A 24,953-nucleotide genomic window follows, 5' to 3' on the forward strand; every position below is an offset into this window, starting at 1 on the left:
TTGCGGGATTTGCCAATTAATCGTGGAATTTTTGAGGGAAAACCTGCGAATGACTCATAGCTCAAAAAAGCAAAAGGAGAAAAATCAAGCATTTTTCTCCTTTTGCTTTTTTATATCTGCCGAAAATATCCGGGCTTAACTCCCCATAATGAGAACAACGATACACTGTTCATCTTCTGTAAAAAGCAGACGTCCACACTCCATTTCCCTTCTGGATGGCATGACTCTTCGTATTGCAATCAAGTGTATATTCGCTTTACTTTTATTGCGCGTCTGTATAAAAATCTTCGATCGCTTCATCAACGTAAACCCAGCCCTTCCAGCCAAGGTGGAGCGTATCTTTCAAGAAATACGGATCATATTCATGATTTGTTAAATCAGCGACTTGAAAGCCTTCTTGTTCGATTTCTTTTTTTATCTTTTTATAAAAATCAGTCCGACCTTTATTTGGGAAGCCGGTATAATCATAAAATTTCCCATGTACAGGAACTAAGATAAATAGTGGTTCTGCACCGGATTCTTTCAATACATCCATCATGAGGTGGAAATCATGGAACTCAACGGACTCAGCATAATTCATATTTTTTTTACGGTCTTTAAGCTTTGTTAGCTGTGGTTCCAACCTCTTATAAACGCCGTTTGAGATTTTAAACTCATTGTTGTTGGATTCTTCGGCCCCAACCTTTTCGGCCATCTGCTTTAATTCATCCCACGACTTGTTTTTTACATCTTGAGAAATGGTCCTCTTTGGACTGATTCCTTTAACGATGGAATAGTAGATATCCTTTTTCTCCAGAATACTTCGGTAAGCTTTTGCCGGCGGAGTCAGAAGAGACAATGCCACTTTGTCCTGCTCGAGCTCGGCTTTAAAAAGAGCTGAAAGCAGAACGTCATTTTTCACTGCATGAAAATTAAGCATGCGTTTGATGAGTTTTTTATTCAGCTCGGAATCATCATTTTGATTAAACACAAGATTGTAAGCCTGCAAAGCCGAAAAGTTCGGCGCGAAGTGAGCTTCGTCTGAACCGCCTTTTTGAAACCACTGTGGAGAAATAATGAAAACAATTTTCTTGCCCTTTAATTGATCAGACCGTACCGCAAAGTTGATCGCATGGATCAAAGACTGTGAGCCGCCTTTTCCGACTAGGTAAGGCGTGAACCCTTGATTGTTTACTTTAAAATAGTTAGACGGATGGAATGCATCTAACCGGGACAATTCCGATGATCCGTAAATCGGCAAATATTGCGGATCTTCAAGCGCTTTGTCTTGAAGATACATCCCCTGAAACATCGTTGGGTTTAATTCAGTAGCTGCAGTTTCGACGCGTTCTTTAGGAACAAGCTTTAACAGCCATGCTTTTGGGATCAAGATCACGGTGAAAAAAAGGAAAAATGCCAAGATGATTGGCCCGAATAAAAAACGCTTTTTCATTATCTCAACTCATTCAACTGCTTTATGATTTGATTTGGCGTGCTCCATTCATCCCGATCGAATTCCGTTATCGGCACGGTAATGTTAAAGTGATTTTCAAATGCAATCAGCAGTTCCACCGTTCCGAAGGAATCAAGGATTCCCTCCTCGAATAGATCAATATCCGGATTTTCCTTTACAATATCGTCCTGACATACCTCTGCTAAAACTAAAAGTACTTCTTGATTAAAATCCATTATAAAAATCTCCTTTTAATGTATTAATTCGCCTGAGAAAATAAAAAATCCAAAACAGACAAAGTGGAAAGTCACCACGACTGAGACAGCTGTCGTCCACTTATTGTTCGGCCACCATTTATATTTCTTATTCCATTTTTCAAAGAAGTTAAAGCCGACCATAAGCAGCGCGTGATACAATCCATAGACGATGTATTGAAGAGCAAGGCCGTGCCAGACGCCCATAAGCAAGAACAGCAACAAATATCCAATATTGGAAACAGCCATCCTATTTGTGATCCATTTTTTCTTCGTCATCCACAGGACAAAGCGCATAAACACATAATCTCTGAACCAAAAGGAAAGCGACATATGCCAGCGATTCCAGAAATCTTTAATATTGCGGCTGATAAACGGCTTATTAAAGTTTTCAGGGGATTTGACTCCCATGATATAACTGATGCCGACCGCAAAAGCCGTGTAGCCGGCAAAATCAAAGAACAGATAGAGACTGTACGCATACATATATGCCAATCCATGCGAGAAACTGCTGGAAGTCCAATACTGCATTGTCATAATGACATACGTATTAATGCAATAGCCAAGAATGAACTTATATAAAAAGCCGAGAAAAATTTTATTGATTCCTTTGTAAAGCAGGTCTTCGTATTGCTCCTTCGTCCATACCGTCTGATCGTCTTTCTCAAATCTGCGATACCTGTCGATTGGACCTGATGAGATGGTTGGAAAAAAGAGAATAAAATAAAGCAGTCTGCTGATTGGGAGCTGCTTTTTAATGAGACCGTCGCGGGTTTCAATGATGAGCTGAACCCCTTTAAAAGTTAAATACGAGATTCCGAGAAATGTTGCCCAGTTGTCAACAGCGAAAAACGGCAGCAGCTTTGACAACGCCAATGGCAGAATAGAAGCTGCTGCTGCCAGACAAAATATGATGCCGCTGTTCGCTTCGCGACGGTAAGCGATATAGCTTTTGATCAAAATTGTCTGCCAAAGCGTAAACAGGCACAGCATGATCAAGCCGTGCAGGCTGTTGGAAAAAATAAGTGCCAGAACCAGGACGGAAACCAGCATATTATATAAACGAAAGCTTTTTCCGTTCAGTCCGAGAATGATGGTCGGCGCCAATAAAATCCCTAAAATAATGAAGAATAGAAATGAACTATAAGGCGTCATACGGTTACCTCTTCTTTTAATCTCTTGCGATCAATTTTACCGTTTGCCGTCATCGGAATCTCGTTTTGATACATGAATTTCCTCGGAATCATATAGGCCGGCAGCCTGCTGCCCAAATCTTTCTTAATGGCACTGGTTAACTGGTAGTCCTTTTCGAAATTATGTTCGGCAGGCACGATCATGGCGATCAGATACTCAATTTTTTCCTCGCGATAAAATGGAGTAATGACTGCCGACTGCACGTATCGGGACTGTTTGATTTGATATTCGATCTCCTCAAGCTCAATCCGGTAGCCATGCAATTTAATTTGGAAATCAAGTCTTCCGAGGAAGAACAATTGCCCATTTTCTTTATAACCTGCGTCACCGGTGCGGTAAGCAGGAGCGCCGTTGTAAGAAAAAAACGCTTTTTCCGTCAGCGCTTTTTCACCTAAATAGCCTTTGCTGACACTGGTTCCGGTAATAATGATCTCGCCTTTTTCCCCATCTTGGACGGCTGTTCCGTCTTCATTGATGATCACGATTTCGGTTTCGGGCTTTTCAGAACCGACGGGAAGTGAAGAATAGTTGTTTAATACGTCGTCTGTTACTTCGATGGAAGTAACGGCAACGGTCGCCTCGGTCGGGCCGTATGTGTTAAAAACACGTGCCTTTGGAAATCTTTCTTTAAGCTGTCTGGCGACTGACGCAGGCAGCGTTTCTCCGCAAAACATAAACAAGCTCAGGTCCGGAAGCAGCTCTTCCGAATAAGAGGGATCCATCAGGCACATTTGTGCGAAAGAAGGCGTCGATGTCCAGACGTTAACATTCGACTGCTTCAGTGCTTTAAACAATAGTTTAGGCCGATTAATCATGTCTTTCGTAACCGTCCATAATGTACCCCCAGACTGCAGGCACGGATAAAGATCCATTACCGATAAATCAAAGGAGAACGGGGCTTGATTTAAGAACACTTGACCGCTTTCTACCGGAAAGTCATTCGTGACCCAATCTGTGAAGCTCTGAAGATTGTCAGCTGAAATTTGCACGCCTTTTGGATTTCCCGTGCTTCCAGATGTATAGATAATGTAAAAAGTATCTTCACCATCAACCCAGAGTCCGGGATCTGTCTCCGGCCCCCCGTCTCCTTCAAGAACGCCCGGTTCCACTACAGAAATGAGGACATCTCCCGTGTTAACCAAAGTGCCTGAATTATTGAGTAAAAGCTCGGTTTTTGAACTGTTGATGATTTTCAGAACCCGGTCTGCCGGAATCGATACGTCAACTGGAATGTACGGATGCCCGGCTTTCACACAAGCCAGGAAGGAAACCGCCATAGCCGGTTTCATATGCCCATAGACAATGATCGGAGAAGCATCTGTTAAAGCCTCGCTTTGAATCCTTGCGGCAAGGCGCTCAGATTGTGACCAAAGCTCTCCGTATGTCAGTTTTTCTTCTTCATTCAAAAAAGCAAGGGTATCGGGTTGTGTTTGCGCATATTCTTTAATTGTTTCTATCAATCTCATTGTTTTTTCTCCATTAAAAATCATTATAAATATATGAACCTGTATTAGCTGTATGGAATCCGTAAATTAAAAACAGCAGCATTAAAATAAGAAAATAATAGGAAGTTTTGAGCAGCCACTTCATTGCTGTTTTTTCATACAACATTTTTAGCTTATTTAACATTGGTCTGTTCCTTTCCAAAATGTCTTAACAAAAATATATAACGAAAATGTTTATATAAAAGTTTCACTTATGAGGAAATTTGTATATCCAAGTGATACAATTATCAGCTCGCTGCCTGACTCCATATTAAATTTTTGTTCTATAATAATTCAGGATTATTTGCATACTGAGTGCACTTAAACACATAAAAAGATGCATTTTCCTCTATTACTTTTTATCACGTGAACAGTTATATAAAATTCTTGTCAAAAAGATTTTGCCTCCTTCTGAAAAGCAGTGAACCCATTATCCGGATAAAACACGGTTGTTTTAACTAACTCTATCGGTGCTTTTAAACTATTCTCGTACCCAATTATTTTTTTAAAGATTTCTTCTGATTTGTCTAAAGAAAATTTCCTTCTCAATAAAATCCAAGCTATCATTTATGGACTTTCTAAGTCTCAAGATTTTAAAAAATAAAGGATAACCCTGCGTAATTAATAACTTTTATTGACCCTTCATATTTAATTTCAACAAAATATGATCGGATTTTTTGTAGTATTTTTTAGTTTTTTGTAGTTAAGATAATATGATGATTGAAAGGTTGTACTAAATCATAGAATTAATAACTAGACTATTATGTAACAGGAGGCGAAAATACTTGATCCTTTTTCGCAATGTAAATAAACACTATGGAAATTTCCACGTACTGAAAAACATTAATCTTTCCATTGAACGTGGAGAAGTAGTTGTTATTCTTGGACCTTCAGGATCCGGAAAAAGCACAATGCTCCGCTGTATCAATCGTCTCGAAACAATATCTGACGGCGAGTTGATCGTAAATGATATTCCCATTCACGATAAAAAGACAGATATTAACAAATTACGCCGCAACATCGGGATGGTTTTCCAACATTTCAATCTATACCCTCATAAAAAAGTTATTGATAACATCACGTTAGCTCCCAAGAAAGTTGCAAAAATCTCCGACGAGGAGGCAAAAGCTACTGCAATGCAATACTTGCAAAAAGTCGGCATTCCAGAAAAAGCTGATTCTTTTCCATCTCAGCTATCTGGCGGTCAACAGCAGAGGGTTGCAATCGCTCGAGGGCTTGCCATGAAACCTGAAGTAATGTTATTCGATGAACCAACATCTGCCTTGGACCCAGAAATGATCGGAGAAGTACTTGATGTTATGAAAACACTTGCAAAAGAAGGCATGACAATGGTTGTTGTTACCCATGAAATGGGATTTGCAAAAGAAGTAGCGGATCGAATCATTTTTATGGATGAAGGCCAAATCGTGGAAGAAGCAACTCCTGCTGAGTTCTTTAGCAACCCTAAGGAAGAACGCACTCGGATTTTCCTCAGCAGATTGTTGCATTAATAAAAAATAAGCTTTGTTATACGATACTGTTGATTCTTAGCTCATTTCGAATATCTCACGTCTTTCAGCTATGCAAAACAGATAGCTCTGACTCGCTGAAACGGGAAGGCTCACTTTCTCGTTTCAGCGAGTCAGAGCTTAAGGAGCCAATAATCAGCAATATTGTATTGCATCAAAAAATAATAAAAAAAGGGGTATGTTCAATGAAAAAGCTAATTTTTAGTCTGATTTCACTTACCATGATCTTCGTATTGGCGGCATGCGGCGGAGGTAATGAAGAGGAAGCCAATGGCGAATCTGGATTGGACGCAATCAAAGAACGAGATAAACTTATTGTCGGTGTTAAATATGATACGAAATTATTCGGTTTGCAAGACCCATCAACAAAAGAAGTAGAAGGCTTTGATATCGATATTGCAAAAGAAATTGCAAAAGAAATTCTTGGAGATGAATCAAAGATTGAATTAAAAGAGGTAACTTCAAAAACAAGGATTCCTATGCTAAACAATGGCGAAATTGATGCTATTATCGCAACTATGACCATTACTGAAGAGCGCAAAAAAGAAGTTAACTTCTCAGACGTATATTTCAATGCAGGGCAATCTTTACTAGTTAAGAAAGGAAGCCCGATCAAAAGCATTGATGATGTAGGTGCAGATACAACCGTTTTGGCCGTTAAAGGTTCCACTTCATCTATTAATATTCGTGAAAAAGCACCGGATGCTACCTTATTAGAATTCGAAAATTATCAAGAGGCATTCCTTGCCCTGAAAGCAGGTCAAGGTGATACTTTAACGACAGATAATGCAATTCTTTACGGTATGGCACAGCAAGATAACAATTATGAAGTTGTCGGTGACACCTTCACTGATGAGCCATATGGAATCGCGATTAAAAAAGGAAATGATGACCTGACTGAAGCAATCAATGAAGTTTTGAACAAATTAAAAGAATCAGGCAAATATGATGAAATCTATGAAAAATGGATTGGTGAGAAGCCGAAAAACTAATTCTTTCAAAGAATAGGAGTAAGTATACTCCTATTCTATTGATACACAGGAGGATCTTACCTTGATTAACTTTTCCATTCTAATCAACTACTGGGACATGTTCCTCGAAGGGTTCCAAAATACACTCATTGCCAGCATGATAGCACTGCTTGGCAGCTTTGTGCTCGGAACCATTATTGCAGTATTTCGAATTGCTCCTTTTCGTCCCTTAAATTGGGTCGGAGCTGCCTATGTTGAATTTATCCGTAATATTCCCCTGCTCTTAATCGTTTTTGTATTTTTTTACGGTTTTAAATTTGGCGGATTTACAGCAGGAACACTTGGATTAATTATATATACGGCTGCCTTTATTGCTGAGGCAATTCGCGCAGGCATCCTTTCAATTCCAAAGGGCCAGACGGAAGCAGCTAGATCTTCCGGTCTAACCTATATACAAACAATGCGATATGTTATATTACCTCAGGCGATTAAGGTTGTCATTCCGCCACTTGGTAACCAATCGCTTAATTTAGTGAAAAACTCCTCTATCTTAGGAGTTGTAGCAGGTTTAGACCTAATGTATTATGCTGATCTTGTTTCTCTACATACATATGTAGTTTTCAGTGTCTACATTATTGTTGCATTGTTCTATCTTGCTATTACAATACCGCTGAGCTTCTTAGTCGAGTACTTAGAACGCCGGCTAACAACGAGTTATTAAGGAGGGAAAGCAATGGATTTCATAGGTGCTTATTCTCCAGAGAATCTAACGTTTTTATTGTCCGGCTTCATGGTTACGCTTAAGGTAGCGGCAATCGCTATTGTTCTCAGCTTTTTACTCGGTACTATCATTGCGATAATCCGCTATGCAAAAGTACCGGTGTTGTCACAAATACTGGCTGTTGCTGTAAATATTATACGGAATCTGCCGTTACTACTCATTATATTCTTTATGCGATTTGCACTTCCGGAAGTCGGCATCAATCTTGACATTATGACGGCAGCGATTGCAGGATTGACTATTTTCGAAGCTGCTCTTATTTCTGAACTTATCCGTAGCGGTCTCAACTCGATTGATAAAGGACAAATTGAAGCAGCCAGATCCTCTGGGTTGAATTACATTCAAACATTATGGCATATCGTATTACCACAGGCAGTTCAAAGAATGGTTCCGCCTACTGTCAGCCAATTTATTGCCTTATTGAAGGATACATCGCTGGCAGTCGTTATTTCCTTGCCAGAGCTCATGCACCATGCTCGGATCATTAACGGTGGCCATCAAGACTATGTCATTCCAATCTTCATCATGGTTGCCTTTATGTACTTTACAGTAAATTATTTGCTTTCCATATTTGCAAAACGTTTTGAAGCAAAACATGCATAAAAATGCAAGGTGTCTTTGCACCACTTACATTAAGATAAAATGCTAACCCGTTGAAGCAATTCGAAAGCTGATTGTATTTGGGATGATAAAAAAAAATAAAGTGATGCGGTTTCTGTCAATCCCCCATCACTTTATTTTTTCCAATGTTTCCAGGTAAAGCACCTGCAAAAACTTCTTCACATTCACTTTCACATTACTCCGCTTCTCGTTGTTTTCAAGCTCTTGCATTTTTAACCTCACATCTTGAAAATCAAAAAACAAGGGTGCAAAATGTTCAAACTTAGGATGTGAGTAATCTGTCAATCCTAAAGAAGCAATATTGTTCAATGCTGATACTACTGTTCTGCGTATTCTCTGTTCAATTGCCTTTACTTCTTTTAATATATCTTCCCTATCTTCCTTCAAATGTTCTGCAATCATCGTATACAACTTCTTTAATGGTGGCAATTCAATGGTTGTCTCTTCATTGATGAGAAGTTCCATTGCAATGACAAGATCCTTGCTTCCCTTCTCTGCCAATATTCCCATATCTTTTAAAATTTGCGAAACAATCTCCTTAACGGAAAGCCTTTGAATATCCCTTGAAATTTCAGGCTGCATTATCTCCAGACCTGTTAATGATCGCCTGATTTCGACAATGGAGCGGTCCAAAGTCATCTGCATCCTGATCCGATTTAATACTGCCTCAACCTCTATACTATTGATGGGTTTATGAATAAAAAATTCTATCCCCACTTTATAGGCCTCTCCTACCATTTCTTTATTGCTGATTTGAGAAATCATGATAAATTTTCCATTATAGCCACGTTTTTTCAATTCTACAATCATTTCTATTCCATCAATCTCTGGCATCAGCAAGTCGATTAAAACAACATGCGGTTTTTCCTCCAAAATTAAATGAATTGCTTCTTCTCCTCCTGTAGCACTTCCTATCACTATGCCTAATCTGCAATCCGTAATGATATTCTCGATCATTTTGCGACTGGCCGTGTCGTCATCTATAATACAATAGGTAATCATATACTCTACTCCCCGACTTTTAATTTCGCCGTCAGTATCTTCATAACAAAAGATGTCCCTTCGCCTTCAATTGAGTTGACCGTTATCTCACCATTGAAGCCTTCCACAATATTATTTACATGCGAAAGACCAATGCCTGTCGCCGCAACACCTCTCTGGTCATATTTCGTTGTATATCCAGGCACAAAGATATACGGAAGTTCTCCTTCTTTTATCCCTTCCCCAGTATCTTCAATCTGGAAAATAGTCATCTTCCTTTGTTCAGATACCCTAATTCTCACACTGCCACTTCCCTCTATCGCTTCCACTCCATTTGCCGCAAGATTATTTAAGGCAGTCAAAAGCAGCAGATGATGTGATGTCAGATAATTTACATGTAAGTGGCAGGAGAACTCTATCTCTTTTTGCAGCCATTTACTATATTGCTGATTAGCTCTTATTACAAAATCTATAATATCCGATAGCAGCATTTCATTATTCAGCTCTGTATCGTTATGTAATTTAAGTAAGCCGGCCCGGATTCTCTGAGCGTCTTTTTTAATTTCATGTATGCCTTCTGCTATCGATAGGGCATGCTTGCTATGTGCATACAGCCGCTCTTTTTTCAAGCTACGGTAGTGGTCATAACTGCTTAACGTTAAATTTTCAATTTCATCCATTATTTTCTTCATATAAAAACTTTCACTGTATAAACTTGCCCCAACACTTAGAGTATGTTCGTATCGTTTCTGCTGTTCAAAATGAACTGCCTGCAATTGTTTTAAAATTATATTGGCGTATAAACCAATGACAAAGAAGACTCTGATACACGCCACCAACAAAAATGTCATCCACTCTGTAAGGGAAAGTGATGTAGTTTCAATTAGAATTTTTCTAAAACCTATTTCGACCATATTGGAATAAAAATCGACAAAAGTCACAATAATGCCTAGTAAAAATAAGCGAGATTGAAAAAATTGCTTCGGTATCCTGCTCATCCCGAAAGCAAATGCAATATAATAAAACATTGCTGGCACGTGAGTAACAAGGACTTCCCAAAACAAACTAGGTTCGATGATAAAGCTTCTACCCGTTAATGTCCGAAACAAGACGACTACCATTCCAGTAACTACACCTGTACGAAGCATGGGAACATTATTCATCAAAAGCAACAATAGAAAAAACATGCTGCTTCCCAATCCAAAGCGAAACTCCCAGCCAAAAGGGACTATTCGCAGTTCTCCAAATATAGCCGTTGCTACTGCAATAAAAAGAATTTGCAAACTAATATACTTCCTAATAAAATTTATCAAAGGTTCTACTTCTCCCAAACATACAATGTTCGTCATGAGCAAATGACGATACTCATTTTTTGAAATATCTGAAATTATATTTACAATTATATCATTACGTTACTTCACTACACCATATCTTTTACTACTTAATCCTTTAGGGCCCTTCGTTAAGATAAAAGGTTCAAGGCAGAAGCCTGCTAGTTATTTATGTTTCTAGTTATGCTTTCAAAATATAAAAACCACCTCATTCTTCGGTGAGTGAGAACTGTCAACACTACCAAACAAAAGAGGTGTCCCTTATATGATAAAATACAATGACCAAAACAAGCAACTGGAAAGCCGTTTTCCCTGTTATAGTACGAAGTGATATAGAATGGTCTATTAAAATTTTAATAATTGTTAAATAGTTTCTCATTCAGACTTGTCTTTCTCTCTTACCCTTCCACTTTCTTTGCCGAAAAATGATCGAGCATGGCCCGGACTTCATCTGTTGATTTTGTACTCATCAATTGATTTCTTAATTCACTCGCCCCGCGAAACCCTTTTACATAAATCTTAAAGAAACGTTGAAGAGCGGTAAATGGACGTGGCTCCAATTCCTTTGAATATTTATCATGAAGATCAAGATGCAGCCGCAAAAGAGCAAGATGTTCTTCACTACTATGTTCCTTCTTCTCTGTTTCAAATGCAAATGGATTTTTAAAAATACCGCGTCCGATCATAATGCCATCGACACCATATTGCTCAGCAAGATTCATGCCTGTTTCACGATCAGGAATATCCCCATTGATCGTCAATAGTGTATCAGGGGCTATCTCGTCGCGAAGTCTCTTAATGTCCGGAATCAATTCCCAATGAGCATCCACTTGGCTCATTTCCTTTCGTGTGCGCAGATGAATAGAAAGATTCACGATGTCTTGTTTCAAAATATGTGTGAGCCAGCTCTGCCACTCATCTACATTCGTGTAACCGAGCCTAGTCTTCACACTTACCGGCAAGCCACCCGCCTTTGCAGCTTCAATAATGTCTGCAGCAACTTCTGGACGAAGGATAAGGCCACTTCCCTTCCCTTTCTGTGCTACGTTAGGCACCGGACAGCCCATATTAATATCCACACCTTTAAAGCCAAGCTGTGCCATGCCGACACTCATTTGCCGAAAATACTCGGGCTTATCTCCCCATATATGAGCAACGATTGGCTGTTCATCTTTTGTGAACAGCAATCGTCCACGTACACTTCGATTCCCTTCTGGATGACAATAACTTTCCGTGTTGGCAAACTCTGTGAAAAATACATCAGGTCTACCCGCTTCACTTACGACATGGCGAAACACAACATCTGTCACATCTTCCATCGGTGCAAGTACAAAAAATGGTCGTGGTAACTCCCGCCAAAAATTTTCTTTCAATTCAAACTCAAATCCCCTCGTCATGGTAACGACGTCAAACCTCGTCCCAAAGTTGTAAATATATTGTTCATACTTATTTTACATTTATATCATGCTTAGCGACTTATTATCAAACCATATTTACTTTACACATTTTTGAAATATCTCTATCTCTTTCACTAAAACAATCCGGTTTCCATTTTTAACATAAAATTCCAAAAATTACGAGACAGGTGTTTAATCTGCTCCTATGATTGTTCCTTGAGTTTCTCGTAAATACGTCGTTTCTTATAGAGCATTTTCCCCGTTTCTCCAATATCGTGAATCATCGATTTATTAATAAAAGATCCAAAAATCATGCCGGCAATCGGAATCATCTGAAATAGCTTTTTCCAGCCAAAATTATCTCTGTATGTCATGATTACCTCTCTCCAGCCTTGCACCTGAGAAATTATTTCATCATTCTTTTCCATCGAAGGGTCTGAGTAGGCCGACAATTCTTTTAAAACAGCTTGCTTCCCGACAATATCCGAAGAAGTGAATTGTAGACATTTTACGATAAAAATTCGCTCCTTTTTATCATTCGGGTCATAGCCATAAGCAACAGCAATTTCCTGAAGTGTCTTTAGTGATATACCAAGAAGTAGCGGAATATCAATCGACAATGTAAAGATCCCGCCTATTCCAGTTGTGGCTCCTTGTGTCATCGCCATATTTTTTCTTGAATGAATCAATTCATCACTAACTTCATCCATCATGTTTAGCGGTAACTCAGGAATGGATTCTAGTGTGATCTCCTCAACGCCTGTTTTCCGAACGTACCTTTTTAAAATGTCCTTTTCATTTAAGAGATAACGGCCACCCGTTTGTAAATAGCTACCCAATTCATCCAGTGCTTGTCCGATCTTTTTGTGAATAAACTGTGGCGTAAGGCGATCAAGAAGCTTAAAAGGGAGACGTCCGAGCTTTTCCCAAAACCATAGACCCTTTTGTTCTTCCTCCCACTTTTGTATGGCATCTAATTCTTTTAGCAGTTGCTCTTTTGTTTCCATTCTCTACTCTCCCCCGGAATTTCCTATTCGAAATATTTTTATCAATCTTTGCACAAATTCTTGAAAATCAAACGGACTGCCCTGCTTCTGGTTATACCATTTTCTCACCGTTTCGATGAGCCACAAAGGGATTTCTTTTCCATCAATTAAATCATAGTACTCTTCATACCCTTTTCTCAAATAAGTCCAGCGATGGTCATTTCCTTCTTTTAAGTATTCAGAAACATCGAGAAGCTTTCCTCTTCCTTCATGTAAAAGGATATTTTTCAAATGAATATCTCTCGGGTTCAATCCTTTCGATATCGCATAAGCACGGGCTTCCTCCACATCCGTGATCACTTGCCTTGGAATGTGAATCCCCTTTACTAAACAATCATAAAGCGTAACCCCTTTTTCATAACTTAAAATAAGAAAATGACTACCTGCCCCATAATAAATTGGAAAATAGGGGGAATCGCCAAGTTGTTCATATACTTGCTTCTCCCTTTCCATTGTTTCTAATTTATCCTCACTAAATACCTTATACACATATTGCGTGTCCCCTTCAATATGGAAAACTGCCGCATCTGTCCCAACACCAATACATTTCAATTGGTCGGAACCACCTTTAACCGTTACAGGGTTATTATTCTTCGAAGAAATGACCTGAATATCCTTTATGATATTTTCAACATTATGATTTTTCAAATCTTCACCTCAAATTTAGCTTTCGTTTAAGTAACATATGATCTCTTTCATTCCTCATTCCCTAAATTTTTAAAATAAAGCCCTTGTTTCGTTACTTTCGTTTATTAGTCCTTAGTTTCCGAATATAAAACAAAAAGACCTTTACCATATGTTTGGTAAAGGTCTTGAAAAATCGAATATATATCACCTTTACCGAATGGCAAAGGTCTCGCAAACAACTTTCGTTGCCAGTTTAGCCGGTGATCATATGATCACGTAATGACGACATAACTGTAAGCTACTCCCCTTTGGAGTAATTAACTTTTACATGTGTACAGTCCTAACTCTAAGACTGTACTTAAAGGATACTATATTTTTGCAGTATACGTCAATTGAAAGGGTTCATGCCCATATATTATCTAATTTCTCAGGGCTTCTTTTGAAAATTTTCTTGTGTTTTTTGTTCACATCTATTATCTTATATCTAAATGATATATATCCTTTAGATAGGTGTGGGAATATTGAAGCGTTATAACGATACAACATATGCAATATTAGGAATATTAACTACGGAATGTAAATCTGGTTATGCAATTAAACAGATAATGGATCAAAGCTTAAATCATTTTTGGAAAATAAGTTATGGTCAAATTTATCCAACTCTTAAACTAATTGTTCAAGAAGAATTAGCTGAAGTTCGTACTTTATCAAGTCAAGGAAGACCTGATAAAAATGAGTACCATCTAACCTCGAAGGGTATCGAGGTACTAAAAAATTGGTTGGAGCAGCCAATTGAGCACTTCCCAATTGAGCGGAATGAAGTTTTGCTTAAATTATTTTTTGGCCGTTATCAAACTCAAGAAAAACAGGTGTTTCTTTTACAAACTTATAAGAAAGAACTTGACAGACGTTATCAAACCTATATAACTATTGAACAGGCTATTATCAATCAGAACTATAACGATGAAGATTCAAAATATTGGTTGTTAACATTGGATTATGGTAAAAGAATAACCAAAGCCGCAATTGAATGGTGTGTGTTTACTCTAGAAAATAAGCTATAGGAAGGGGAATTCGTGATGAACCATGTTTATACGGGCCGTTATACCACTGACAATAAAGAGGATATTGTCGTCTTCATCATTGGAATGCGAATAAACAGACGGCTAGCCATTCATAAGTGGTTACCAGTATTCACTGCCATGCCTGGAATGATAAAAGAACTTAACACTAAGAAAGAGGAGCTAGGATTTTTATCGATGGAAAGTTTTTTTGGTCTTAGAACAACGGCGATGATCCAATATTGGCGTTCTGTCGATGACCTGCTCGCCTATGCTAAAAATGATAAACATTTAACTGCTTGGAGAAATTTCAATCAAAAAGTCGGGAATAATGATGCCGTTGGAATCTATCATGAAACTTATCATGTTAGGAAAGGAAGATATGAATCGATTTATGCAAATATGCCTCTCTATGGTTTAGGAAAAGCAGTAAACCATATTTCCACTACTCCTGAACGAAACTCCGCTCGTGAACGACTTAAAAATGTTTAAATAAGAAAAAGGAGGCAAATTATATTTCAATTGCCCAGAGTGTAGACAAAGTCAAAAATAAATTTTAGCTTTCTTTGTCCTCATGCATTCCTAGAAGGGAAAGTACCTGTTGTTCATCCAGAGTTATCAGGCTTGCCAACGATGCCAGCCCGATGGACAAAACTCATTGAATTCGCTCAACAATGGATTACCCAACAGTGGTCTGCCTCACTTTTTGTTTGCAGAAAACGTTTGATAGCTTGATTTATAGCAAAAAACCCGGATTTGTATTAGAACAAACCCGGGGATTCTTTTATTGGGTACAGCTTCATCATTGCTTCGCAGTGACTTGTGAGGAAGTATTTCCGTTCTCAGAAACGTACCCACGGTTTGAATCTTCAGTATGAGAGAACTTATCTATACCATTCTCAACAATTAGCCTTTTTTTCATTAACATATTTTGAAGACGCTCAGATGTTAAGACACGTCGCTATAGACCTTTTCATATCATTAACAAGTTCAGCCACTTCAGTCTCCATTCCTTCCCAATTATCCTCATACTCTCCTAAATAGGCCTTTCTTGCTTTGTCGAGTAAAATCGCATGCTCTTTATTTAATTGAGGTATCGCCCATTCAGCCGCCAAATCTTTTGAACTAATTTCACCGGTAGAGGCAGTCAGCCACATTCTGGCTAAAGTTAAAATTACATTGCGTTCATCCCCTTTCATGCCAGCTATCAACCCTGGTAAAGACTCTTTAATCGCCTTTTGAATATCTGTCATTGGTACTGATTCAAGAACTTCTGTTGCCTTTAGTCCAAAAAGGTTAATACTATTTTTTCTTAATTGAGCTAAAAGAATTGTTAAATCCGGATCAAAAGTCGGCTCTGGAATTTCTCCCTTCTCAAATTGTTCTCTTAACCACTCTCCGTACATAAATTCATATTTGGGAGGAAATTGCCAAGGAACAACATCTTTTTGATTGATAACCGTAACTTCCAGCGGTCTTATAGCATCTACGTTTCCTATTTCCCCAGATATAAGCATCAGCCTCTCTGCAAGCTCTTTTCGAGTTCTTTCAGATATATTATCATTAGTTACTACCAATATATCTATATCACTATCCGTGCGCAAACCTTCCATTACAGCAGAACCATATAAATATACTGCCACTAATATCCCGTCAAACAGCTCCACGATAATTTTTAATGCTTGAATTGCTTCATTCGGTATTTCTTTGTTATTCATATTCTCGGCAGGGAGCTCCTTTCATTCAAACAAACTTAAACACTCTTTTACCTATGCGCTTTATTAAATTTATCGCCACTGCAGTATTACCTGACACCATTTGCCCGCTCCATAATTTCTTGAACGATCGATGCTTTGGCATCTGCGTAATGCTGAACATGATGCCACTTACTTTTTGCCAAACTTCGCTTGACTTGCACACTTTCTTCCCAGTCTGTTTCACTGGCTCTTAATCCATCTCGATTCAGTGTTTTTTTTATCATTCTTATTTTCTCCTGTTGGCTTTTGGCCATTTGTGGAACGGTACATATTGCACCATTGTTTTAAAAATAATACTCCACTGCTTTTCATCGAGTGTTCCAATTGCCTTTTCATTGTTGATTTTTAGGTTTTTTCTCAAATATTTCATCTGAGGTGGTGTAAAAACACCAGATAAAGCAATTTCGAATGGAGCTTGTGGTTGCCTTAGAGCATATTCTGCAAGCCGTAAAAAATTTCTATACTCTTTTTTTGGCATTAACTCTTCTTTTTTTCGAGTAATCATCACCATTGCTGAATCTACTCTCGGTGGAGGCGAGAAATTATTACGGGAAATTTCTTTTATATAACGAAGATCAAACCACATTTTCCAAACTAAAACATATGAATTCTTAATGAATTTTGACGTGAAGCGCCTTGCTGCTCCTTTTTCCATTACAATTACACCACTTTGAAATCCACTTGATGGATTATCAAGAAGCATCTTCATAATTGGCGTCGTGATGGCATAGGGAATATTCGAAACGACGACAAATTTCTCTTTTGGCAATTGGATTTTCATAATATCTCTATGAATAATGATTGTATTGGAAGATTGCGCTGTTTTTCTGTTTAAAATATCTACAAACTTGGCATCATATTCTACCGCCAATACTTTTCTAGCTCTTTGACTTAATATTGTTGTTAAAGCACCCTTTCCAGCACCTAACTCTAAAACAATATCGTTGTTGCTAACATTTGCCCGATTTACAATTTCATCTAACAACTTCTTATTATGCATTAAATGCTGACCAGAAAAATTGGGAGGCTCCCCACGACTTAATTTTTTCCCACTATACTTATGAAATTTTTTTGTCATTTCTTCTCTTCCTTTCCTAATAAAAAATCACAGGCGATCTGCCTGTAATTCAGAGTAAAAGGGAGAAGACCCATCCTTATTAACCTAATGGATTCAGTAGCTTCATCAAATAAACCTCCTGTTCAATTAATAAGGAAGGAAAATTAGACAAAAATAAAGAAAGGCAGAATTATCCGTCTTTCTAAACATTACATATTTTACTATCTCTACACAAAGATAGTATAAAAAACACAGCGTAATTGCTGAATGGCAAAATACGTGTATTACAATACGAAATGAAGATTATTAAAAAAGGACAGACTTATCCCATCTACTCTGCATTCACAAACAGAGCCTTTGAAAGTATTCAATTACTGATTCAAAGTTGAGAAACGAAGTCTGATAGAATGTGTCATTTTTTAATAATCCTCCTACAAATTTAAAATACAATAGTCATTATAGACTCCCTGTTAAAAAAAGTCAAATGGAAATCATACTACCTACATTTACCTTAACCTAATTTTTTCTAACTTCCATATTTTCGAAATCAATGATTAATTCATGGGCAAGAAAAAAATCACTGCCGATGACATCATCAAATCCATGCATTTCTCTAACATCACCAAGTTGTATAGTGAATTTATCGAGTTGAAACATATCAATTGTCATGCTGCTTACTTCTTGTTCTATACAAATTTCTGTGCCGCCAATTCCGTACATTTTTCGTGTAACGACATTTTCTAAATCAAGCATCAGCCCGATTTCTTCACATAAGTCCGTATCTAAAATGGTTGAAGAACAGCCAGTATCAAGGAGCACGTTATTGAATGTCTTTCTGTTTCCATTGTATTTAATCTCAACAGATACTAGAGGTAAGTGATCATTCATCTGAAATCTCATACTCTTCTTCGCACTCCTATATACGGCTGCTCAATTATCTTTATTTCTTCATTATTTGTGTGAAAAATATATAATTCACGATTTTGATTTTCCGCATGTAGCTTTTTATATACTTTCCATGCAGCATTGCCATTTTCAAAGTCATCGATTACTGACATTTCTTCGATAATTCTTTCTTTTCCTCTTGTTTCTGATTTTAATGCTTCTACTAAAACACAGCGTTCTGGAAAAAGCTGACGAACTTCAGACCCTTTCAATTTAAAGTCCCTCCATTTGGAAAGTGATTTACATTTATTATAACATTAATTAGATTTATATAAGTTAATCCCCTTACAAACAAACACTATTAAGGACTTTAGAAACATTGATACGTCTTTATAAATCCGAGAATCTTCCACCGATTTTCGACTTCTGGTGATCATCCATTAATTTAACACTTAGAGTCGTTTTCTGTTTAACACAGACCCTTGTTCTTAAGAGGATACAGGTAATAGGTTAAAACTTGATGTATCTTTTATATATACCAATAATTTACACATTCATTCCACTTGCCTAATATACCCCCATAGCCGGGCAAGGGAAAATGCACCTATTAAAATTGGGTATATTTTTTACGTATACTTTCTATGTACATGCTCACTTTCTCATCATAATCAGGATATTTATAATTAAATGTTTTTGCAATAAAATGGGACGTTTCTCTAAATAATTCAATACTAGTATTAAGTGCTTCCCACATTTTTTGATACGAGCCCATATCATAAGTAGATAAAATGTTATTCCACATTTCTTCAGAAATATATTCTTTTAAGAACTTATCCGATTTTCCAATGCTTACAGAAAAACCTGTTTCCACTCCAACCTTCCAACGCAACATGGTATGCAAACTTGGACGAAATGCATGATTCATGATATCAATAGCAAAGAGAATTTCCCTTCTTGCAAGACCTTTTACAACATATGTAGATGTCATCCAAAACTCATTACAGCAGTCATCAAATGATTGTTCACTTGGCTTATGAATGTGGTACAAGCGATCTGTCGGAATAACTGAATTCTGAATAAGATTATCCTTATCCAACAAGACTTCAACGAGTCCATCGCTATTTTTGAAATAATCTTCATATTCATTAAGTGGAATAAGTGTAAGGTCGATTTTCGTACCGTCTTCAAAAATCATTAGATACGAGTACCAATTACCCAGCTCTGGTGGATACAATTCCATGGCTTCTGGCTTTTGCATAATTATCCTTTCACCAAAATAACTTAACCAATCATCACTTTTTTTGAAATCATCCATATCTGTAACAAAATAACTAAAATCATAATCTTGAAATTCATCCTTCGGAATATTTATATTTGTTCGTGACCCCTCAAGAGTAAAGAGTCTAATTTTTTCACAATTAAGAGCAAAATTCATCCCTAAATCCATCATTTCTTTCTTACTTCTCAATGTTATCACCTCCATAGACTGTTATAAAAATTATAATTCATCTGAAAAATTTATCGCAATGCTTTCAACGATTAATATGGCGAACGGGAGATAGCCAGGAGCATTCAAAGAGTGTATAAAATGACGCAAGACTTTATATCATTAATCAGTCAGTCAATGAAAAAAGGAAATGAAAAGATTGTATCTTACTGAAAATCAACATGATCTATGTAACTTCTACACGGATATTCATACAGGAACTGTTGATAATCGTTAGGGGTTAAAAAGACTCATACAAGTCGCTGAAAACAGGGGATTTAATATTGTTGTTGCGAAGGAATAAGTAGATTCAGCCTTTTCAACTAAAGCATGTTGATGGATTATTATAAAATTAGTCAATGAAAAAAGGGGCGAGGAACGAAGCCCCCGAAGTGAGCGAACCGAACGGAGAATACATAGGTACTAATTAAAGTATTGCTATGACTCTTATTTTTCTTAATACTTTTCTATTTAATCCATTCATCAGCTAGTATTCCATAAACAACATGGTCAACATAATGGTCGTATAACCATTCTGCTCTTCTAATGCAGCCCTCATTAACGAAAGCTAGTCTTTCAGGTATTCTTCTACTTTTCTTATTCCCCACAGCAGCCCTAATTTCCACTTTATTTAATTTTAATTCAGTAAATGCATAATCAGTTAATGCTTTAGCTACCCTTGTCATAATACCATTTCCTTGATATCCTTCCCCGAGCCAATAGCCAATATATGCTGTATTGTTTGACCAATTAATACTATTAAAGCCAGTAACTCCAACGATATTTCCTTTGAATAAAATGACTGTACTCAGACTTTTATTTTCAGCAAAACCTTTTAAGCACATTTTTATATATTCAATTGTATCTTCAATTTTTATTGTAGTATCTAGCCATGGAAGCCATTCTCTTAAATACTCCCTTGAATTATTGATTAATTCGAATATTCTTTCCCCATCCCTTAATTCAATTAATTTTAAAGATAAATCTTCATCGATTTTATGAACAAACATATTAACCCCTCCATACAATTTAATCTATCAAATTATAAATTGAAAAGATTTTACCAAATCGAGGAACTAAATTCTAGTAAACATTTAATTCCCTTCTCCTAAACTTTAGAAAACTATTCGCCCACATAGAACGATTGCTAGGTTTGAGAGGGGCGATAATTATGAACATTAAAAGAGAATTTATCGGAACACAGTACTTTGGTTCAGTTCAAAAGATTAACATCCGAGATGTTACTACGTTTCATTGATAAAACCGAAGTAACCGAAAACAAAGTTGTTAAGATTTACTACAAGTTTGCACAGGTTGAGGGGTTATAATTCCCCTCAATCATTTTTTAAAACTAACTGTGAAACACACTCCACATGGCTCGAGTTGATGGCATTGATGTCTAGTGTCTATTTTTTATCCCACGTATGAGGGAACATATCAATAGATTTTATCTGTTTTTTTTAGAAATGAAGTATGGGGAAACATATCAATGATGAATTAACTTTTCTTAGTATAAGTATATATTTTTTTATGTAATCAGTAAAAGGAAGACCTTCCGTAATATATCGTTGCGAAGAGTTCATTCTCCAATCAATAATAACATACAAAAATGGTTTCAATCCTTCAAACACCTGATTGAAACCATTTGAAATAACTATATGTCGATATTTTCGTTATAAAAATATGTGGTAAACTACTTATGAATTTTATTAAACAAGAGGCTTATTCGTCTTTTTTTAATTTTACTGGCAAAATATAATCGATAACTACTTTTTCACCACGACTTAATGGAAGGGAATATCGTTCTTTTGTATATATCTCACACCAATAAAACTGTTCAAAATCAATTTCTTGATCAGTTTTTTCAATGGCTTCTGTAATTAACAAGAAGGCTGAGTCAACAATTTCTGCGATGTTATTTCCCTCAATTTGGATACAAGCAACCGTTCCGCTTGGAATATGTTTTTGGTACAGATCATGGGGAACCGGTGTATTTACCCTCATAAAATCTCCTAATATTAATTCAAAAGTATTTGTATCTTGAAAATTAAACATCATTCCTATACCATCATTTTCATCAATATCCTCACAATAAGTAAATTCAGATAAACTTTTTAAATAGTCAATCTTATCACTTTCAAAATAAGATTTCCATGCGTTCCCAGCCTCAAAAAATGAAGTGTTATTATGAACTCCGACCATTAGACGTTCCTCAAATTCCTTATAAACAATCTTCTTTAATTCTGCCATAATTCTTTTCCCTCCTATATATCTCATATCAAGATAATTCATTGGGTAATATTCATTGAGCTTTGCATTTTTTTGTTTTGCTTGAGAAGGTGTGATTCCGTGGTATTCCTTGAATGCTCTTGAAAAAGCAGAATGTGAATGAAAACCATACTTAAACGCTATATCAATAACAGAATCGTTACCTTTCTTTAAATCAAGTCCTGCTTGCGTTAGCCTTCGTTTTCTTACATATTCAGCAATCGTAACATTTGAAATAAAAACAAATATTCTTTGAAACAAAGCTACCGGAGCAACTACAATTCTTCCAATCTCCTCATAATCAATTTCATCGCCGCTAACAACTAACTCCTCAAGGTATTTAATAACCTTACCAAATGTTTTACTATAATTCATTTTTCCTCCTTTCATTTATATGTTAAATCTTTTATTGCCCCGTTTCTTTACATTTAACATACAAATTCTGCACAACATTTAATAATCATCTTACATAAAGGTAAAAACTTACTAAACTATCTGATAAGCAGTGAATCCGGACTAATCGGAAAACTCTTTACGAATCCCGATGTTGGTTAAATAAATTGACCCTTTGTCGCTTTTATCAAAGACAAATTTAATCTTTGTCATATTTTCTGGTTCAAATTGCTTATTCACTTTTTTAAACTCTTCCAACTGAAAGGCAAAATTCTGAAATATCGGCTCTTTCGTTGGTAGCAAAGATGTAAATGGCCATTTCACAATATCCCCTTCAAGCATTGGCAACAAGAAGGTAACACTGCTTAATGGCAAGCTTGCTATATTGCCGCTGCGATCCTCTACCTGTACAGACAGATCGAGTAGTGGTTTCTTTGCGTCCAACTTTTTTTCTTCTCGATCAGCCATTGAGAAAACGATATAATCACTTCCTTTTGTATCAATTTCTATATCAGATAGTAAAACCCCGTAGTTTGGAACTTTATTAGTCGTTGCACGATCCCAGTCAAGCCTAACCGCACGATGTAGGCCATCAACATATTTCATCTTGACCTTCTCTTCGATCCACTCCTTCAATGCCTTTCCAGCCAATCTTCCCCCTTTTAATGTCGTCGTAGAAAAATCAATGTCCTCATCAAAGTTTGCAACCATCACAGTATTTCCATCCCAGTAATCACTGATATACATCGTATCCGGAAGCCAGTCCTTGGCATAGCCAATATCTTGAAATATACGTCGATACTCTGTTTTTTGTTTCAAGGTTGCTTCCAAAAATGAAGAAACAAGCACCTTCCCGATTTGTAATTGTTCCTCCTGTGGTAAAATTTTTGCTGTATTATAGAGCCTATTACCAAAACCCATTCCGTCATATTTTCCCCATTTTGTGTTAAACTGTCCATGGTTAGCCCCATATACATAGATCGTTGATTTAAAATGGGGACTATTTTCTGTAAAATCAATTCTCTCGTACTGATTGACACTGTCAAACGAACTTACATCCATGTCATGTGATCCTTGAATGGCTAAATAACTGATATCTTTCAAATGGGTCAGTTGTCCCGCAGGTTTATATTGACTGTCAGTACCTGCAATAGAAATAATGGAACGAATGCCAAAATGATAGTCGAATTTGATAGTTCCATTTTCAGGATATGAAGGCAATTGATTGTAAAGAGCCGCTATCGCCACCGCCTCACCACCACGAGAATGTCCAATCAATGAAATTCGGTTCATATCCACTTTGTTGAAGAATGGATGATCCTTTGTATGATTCCACTTCTTCCATACCTTTAAATGTTCTAAAATAAGCCAACCACGAGCCGGATTCTCATTTTTTAATACCTTCAACATGAATAAGTCATCATATGGCGAAGTATTCAGAAAGTTTTCATCAATTGATACAAAAATATAACCTTTGCTGGCAAGCAGGTTCCCTAAATAAGCATATCCAGGATCTGAATAATCAGTTGCTAGATGATTACCATGAACGGCGATGATCAAGGGGAACGTTCCTTTTCCATCGGGATACCATACGGTTCCGTTAAGCGGCATTTGATCAGGCCCGAATCCAAATGTTTTCGTGCGGATGGAGGACCAATTTTCCACAAATGACGAACCATCCACTGGCTTCGTAATCAGTGAATGTTCAGCATTGAATTCCTTTCGATAGCTGTTGGCGCCTCCATACGATAATGTCTTTACATGATAATCCCCCAGCTCAGATGGATTTGCCAATGGGAGCGAATACTGTTCCATTGCTTTCATCGTCTTCAGTTTATATAACATCGGCAATTCGTTATCACCATTATGAAATAACCAATAACCACCAATAAGAATATAGGCCAGTGAACAAAATGACAGCACGATCGTCATGATTTTTGATATCTTACTTGACTGACGATATTGACCTTTCAACATGCACCAAATCGTCATCCCCATGATAGAAAAGGAAACCATGATGGATAGTGTGACAATAAACATTAATTTCAAAGGACCGATAAAACATATAAACACTAGGAAAAAGCAGGCGAGTGCGATCCACATGTAAAGAGAAGGTATTTTCTTCGTCCAATAAATGAACAATGTGATGAAGCCAGATAATAAGATCATCGTAAACAGAAAAACAACACTACCAATCATGTAATCTACGATTCCACGAGTTCCTATCATGTAATACCCTTGTACAATGTATAATAGTAAAGATACGGTACCCAATCCTATTGCTGCTCCTTTCCATCCTGTGGAAAGCTGTGCCCAATGCTTAAACATATTCATCCTATATAAAAATTTAACTTTTGAAGTTTTATTTTCTGGCATAACGTTCTCTACCTCCTTTTCA

The 24,953-nt window shown here is 37.0% G+C and carries 26 protein-coding genes and 1 pseudogene; 7 read left to right on the forward strand and 20 right to left on the reverse strand.

Features of this window, described 5'->3' with window-relative positions; genetic code table 11:
- Positions 1-262: 262 nt before the first annotated feature.
- The 5 genes from dltD to FCJ93_RS04380 are packed head-to-tail and all read right to left on the reverse strand — an operon-like array spanning position 263 to position 4,509.
- A complete protein-coding gene (dltD, locus tag FCJ93_RS04360; RefSeq protein WP_137743012.1) occupies positions 263-1,432 on the reverse strand; it encodes a D-alanyl-lipoteichoic acid biosynthesis protein DltD in 1,170 nt (389 codons plus the stop codon).
- Positions 1,432-1,668, reverse strand: coding sequence for a D-alanine--poly(phosphoribitol) ligase subunit 2 (gene dltC, locus FCJ93_RS04365; RefSeq protein WP_095309015.1), 237 nt, complete (start codon positions 1,666-1,668; stop codon positions 1,432-1,434). The genes dltD and dltC overlap by 1 nt, the downstream gene beginning before the upstream one ends.
- A gap of 15 nt (positions 1,669-1,683) precedes the next feature.
- Positions 1,684-2,841 (reverse strand): D-alanyl-lipoteichoic acid biosynthesis protein DltB, encoded by a 1,158-nt coding sequence (dltB, locus tag FCJ93_RS04370; protein ID WP_137743013.1) that lies wholly within the window; start codon positions 2,839-2,841, stop codon positions 1,684-1,686.
- Positions 2,838-4,346 carry a D-alanine--poly(phosphoribitol) ligase subunit DltA gene (gene dltA, locus FCJ93_RS04375; RefSeq protein WP_137743014.1) on the reverse strand — a complete coding sequence of 503 codons (1,509 nt, stop codon included), beginning with the start codon at positions 4,344-4,346 and terminating at the stop codon, positions 2,838-2,840. Before dltA ends, dltB begins: the two co-directional genes overlap by 4 nt.
- A gap of 13 nt (positions 4,347-4,359) precedes the next feature.
- A complete protein-coding gene (locus tag FCJ93_RS04380) occupies positions 4,360-4,509 on the reverse strand; it encodes a teichoic acid D-Ala incorporation-associated protein DltX (RefSeq protein ID WP_095309019.1) in 150 nt (49 codons plus the stop codon).
- 640 nt (positions 4,510-5,149) lie between these two features.
- Between FCJ93_RS04380 and FCJ93_RS04385 the strand changes: the two genes are divergently transcribed.
- The 4 genes from FCJ93_RS04385 (at position 5,150) to FCJ93_RS04400 (ending at position 8,248) form a co-directional block, all read left to right on the forward strand.
- On the forward strand, positions 5,150-5,875 hold the full coding sequence (locus tag FCJ93_RS04385; protein WP_095309020.1) for an amino acid ABC transporter ATP-binding protein: 726 nt from the start codon (positions 5,150-5,152) through the stop codon (positions 5,873-5,875).
- A gap of 203 nt (positions 5,876-6,078) precedes the next feature.
- Positions 6,079-6,885: a transporter substrate-binding domain-containing protein gene (locus FCJ93_RS04390; protein ID WP_137743015.1), complete on the forward strand. Its 807-nt coding sequence runs from the start codon at positions 6,079-6,081 to the stop codon at positions 6,883-6,885.
- 61 nt (positions 6,886-6,946) lie between these two features.
- A complete protein-coding gene (locus FCJ93_RS04395; RefSeq protein WP_095309024.1) occupies positions 6,947-7,585 on the forward strand; it encodes an amino acid ABC transporter permease in 639 nt (212 codons plus the stop codon).
- A 12-nt stretch (positions 7,586-7,597) separates the two neighbouring features.
- Positions 7,598-8,248, forward strand: coding sequence for an amino acid ABC transporter permease (locus FCJ93_RS04400; protein WP_095309026.1), 651 nt, complete (start codon positions 7,598-7,600; stop codon positions 8,246-8,248).
- 126 nt (positions 8,249-8,374) lie between these two features.
- Here FCJ93_RS04400 and FCJ93_RS04405 read toward each other — a convergent pair whose 3' ends face one another.
- The 5 genes from FCJ93_RS04405 to FCJ93_RS04425 form a co-directional block, all read right to left on the reverse strand.
- On the reverse strand, positions 8,375-9,268 hold the full coding sequence (locus tag FCJ93_RS04405; RefSeq protein ID WP_170943548.1) for a response regulator: 894 nt from the start codon (positions 9,266-9,268) through the stop codon (positions 8,375-8,377).
- Positions 9,269-9,273: 5 nt separating this feature from the next.
- Entirely contained in the window at positions 9,274-10,560 is a 1,287-nt protein-coding gene (locus FCJ93_RS04410) for an ATP-binding protein (RefSeq protein ID WP_170211204.1), read from the reverse strand.
- 416 nt (positions 10,561-10,976) lie between these two features.
- Entirely contained in the window at positions 10,977-11,975 is a 999-nt protein-coding gene (locus tag FCJ93_RS04415) for a tRNA dihydrouridine synthase (RefSeq protein ID WP_137743017.1), read from the reverse strand.
- A gap of 203 nt (positions 11,976-12,178) precedes the next feature.
- On the reverse strand, positions 12,179-12,982 hold the full coding sequence (locus FCJ93_RS04420) for an EcsC family protein (RefSeq protein ID WP_137743018.1): 804 nt from the start codon (positions 12,980-12,982) through the stop codon (positions 12,179-12,181).
- A 3-nt stretch (positions 12,983-12,985) separates the two neighbouring features.
- Positions 12,986-13,669, reverse strand: coding sequence for a serine/threonine-protein kinase (locus tag FCJ93_RS04425; protein ID WP_095309033.1), 684 nt, complete (start codon positions 13,667-13,669; stop codon positions 12,986-12,988).
- Positions 13,670-14,169: 500 nt separating this feature from the next.
- Here FCJ93_RS04425 and FCJ93_RS04430 point away from each other — a divergent pair, with 500 nt between their 5' ends.
- The 3 genes and pseudogenes from FCJ93_RS04430 to FCJ93_RS25845 form a co-directional block, all read left to right on the forward strand.
- The gene (locus tag FCJ93_RS04430; protein ID WP_137743019.1) at positions 14,170-14,712 is read left to right on the forward strand and encodes a PadR family transcriptional regulator; all 543 of its coding nucleotides are present in this window, start codon (positions 14,170-14,172) and stop codon (positions 14,710-14,712) included.
- Between the two features lie 15 nt (positions 14,713-14,727).
- Positions 14,728-15,201 (forward strand): DUF4188 domain-containing protein, encoded by a 474-nt coding sequence (locus FCJ93_RS04435; RefSeq protein ID WP_373315136.1) that lies wholly within the window; start codon positions 14,728-14,730, stop codon positions 15,199-15,201.
- A 63-nt stretch (positions 15,202-15,264) separates the two neighbouring features.
- Positions 15,265-15,444, forward strand: a pseudogene (locus tag FCJ93_RS25845) (hypothetical protein); the annotation flags it as partial.
- A 206-nt stretch (positions 15,445-15,650) separates the two neighbouring features.
- Here FCJ93_RS25845 and ant(9) read toward each other — a convergent pair.
- The 10 genes from ant(9) to FCJ93_RS04485 all read right to left on the reverse strand — a co-directional run bounded on the left by ant(9) (position 15,651) and on the right by FCJ93_RS04485 (position 24,931).
- Positions 15,651-16,427, reverse strand: a complete 777-nt coding sequence (gene ant(9) / locus FCJ93_RS04440; RefSeq protein ID WP_095309039.1) for an aminoglycoside nucleotidyltransferase ANT(9) — start codon at positions 16,425-16,427, stop codon at positions 15,651-15,653.
- Between the two features lie 86 nt (positions 16,428-16,513).
- A complete protein-coding gene (locus tag FCJ93_RS04445; RefSeq protein WP_235879413.1) occupies positions 16,514-16,690 on the reverse strand; it encodes a GrpB family protein in 177 nt (58 codons plus the stop codon).
- 2 nt (positions 16,691-16,692) lie between these two features.
- Positions 16,693-17,544, reverse strand: coding sequence for a 23S ribosomal RNA methyltransferase Erm (gene erm, locus FCJ93_RS04450; protein ID WP_095309042.1), 852 nt, complete (start codon positions 17,542-17,544; stop codon positions 16,693-16,695).
- Positions 17,545-17,894: 350 nt separating this feature from the next.
- The gene (locus FCJ93_RS25850) at positions 17,895-17,939 is read right to left on the reverse strand and encodes an erythromycin resistance leader peptide (protein WP_137743070.1); all 45 of its coding nucleotides are present in this window, start codon (positions 17,937-17,939) and stop codon (positions 17,895-17,897) included.
- A 100-nt stretch (positions 17,940-18,039) separates the two neighbouring features.
- Complete coding sequence (locus FCJ93_RS04460; protein WP_170211206.1) at positions 18,040-18,411, reverse strand: aspartyl protease family protein; 372 nt, start codon at positions 18,409-18,411, stop codon at positions 18,040-18,042.
- A gap of 8 nt (positions 18,412-18,419) precedes the next feature.
- A complete protein-coding gene (locus tag FCJ93_RS04465; protein ID WP_095309046.1) occupies positions 18,420-18,680 on the reverse strand; it encodes a hypothetical protein in 261 nt (86 codons plus the stop codon).
- 335 nt (positions 18,681-19,015) lie between these two features.
- Entirely contained in the window at positions 19,016-19,876 is an 861-nt protein-coding gene (ant(6), locus tag FCJ93_RS04470; RefSeq protein WP_137743020.1) for an aminoglycoside 6-adenylyltransferase, read from the reverse strand.
- 485 nt (positions 19,877-20,361) lie between these two features.
- Complete coding sequence (locus tag FCJ93_RS04475; protein WP_137743021.1) at positions 20,362-20,904, reverse strand: GNAT family N-acetyltransferase; 543 nt, start codon at positions 20,902-20,904, stop codon at positions 20,362-20,364.
- Between the two features lie 712 nt (positions 20,905-21,616).
- Positions 21,617-22,537, reverse strand: coding sequence for a helix-turn-helix transcriptional regulator (locus FCJ93_RS04480; RefSeq protein ID WP_137743022.1), 921 nt, complete (start codon positions 22,535-22,537; stop codon positions 21,617-21,619).
- 141 nt (positions 22,538-22,678) lie between these two features.
- Positions 22,679-24,931 (reverse strand): MFS transporter, encoded by a 2,253-nt coding sequence (locus tag FCJ93_RS04485; RefSeq protein WP_137743023.1) that lies wholly within the window; start codon positions 24,929-24,931, stop codon positions 22,679-22,681.
- Positions 24,932-24,953: the final 22 nt, after the last annotated feature.

Origin of the sequence: Robertmurraya siralis (genome assembly GCF_005502275.1) — a bacterium.
GTDB lineage: Bacteria > Bacillota > Bacilli > Bacillales > Cytobacillaceae > Robertmurraya > Robertmurraya siralis.